At 62.4% G+C, this 627-nt stretch carries 1 protein-coding gene; it reads left to right on the top strand.

Annotation, left to right across the window (positions count from 1 at the left end):
- Positions 1-316: MerR family DNA-binding protein (locus tag DCI01S_RS17075; protein ID WP_082767906.1), on the top strand; the 316-nt coding region annotated here is incomplete at its 5' end.
- Positions 317-627: the final 311 nt, after the last annotated feature.

Raw genomic sequence — 627 nt, 5'->3', positions numbered from 1 at the left:
AGCCCGCACCCCGTCGGGCTATCGGATCTACAGCACGCAAGCGGTGGATCGTCTGCGCTTCATCCAGGGGGCACAGCGGCTAGGCCTCAAGCTCGACGACATCCGTGACCTCCTCTCCGTCAGAGACACAGGAGCCTGTCCGTGTGAACCGGCAGGAGACCTACTCACCCGCCGGTTGACCGAACTCGATGCAGAAATTAAACGTCTGAAAACTCTGCGAACCGAGATGACGACCATGCTCACAGCCTTGCCTGCCGAGAATTGCCCACCCCCGACCCCAGGAACTTGGCTTGAAACAAAGAAGGAGGTGAACTGAGATGCACGACTGCTGCGAAGACCCGATGTGCCCGCCAGAACTCTGCGGCTGCGGCTGCTAACCAGCAAGGAGGGGGCTCCGGCCCCCTCCTTGCTCCTCGCCCTGGGTCGCGGGTCGGCTGAGCAATCTGCGGACTGGTTCCGATTGAGGATCCCCTAACGCGATACCGCCAACCCGGCACGCAAACCGTACCGGCCGCACGTTGTGATCCGGCCTCCCCCTGCGGGAGAACCCGCTCGGAACAACGGCCAGGGACGGCCCCTGCCTGCCGACTCGAATACGCATGAATCTAATACGCAGACCTTCCACCT

Source organism: Dietzia cinnamea NBRC 102147 (genome assembly GCF_001571065.1).
GTDB classification, from domain to species: Bacteria; Actinomycetota; Actinomycetes; order Mycobacteriales; family Mycobacteriaceae; genus Dietzia; species Dietzia cinnamea.
This window is presented reverse-complemented; position numbering and strand designations above follow the sequence as displayed.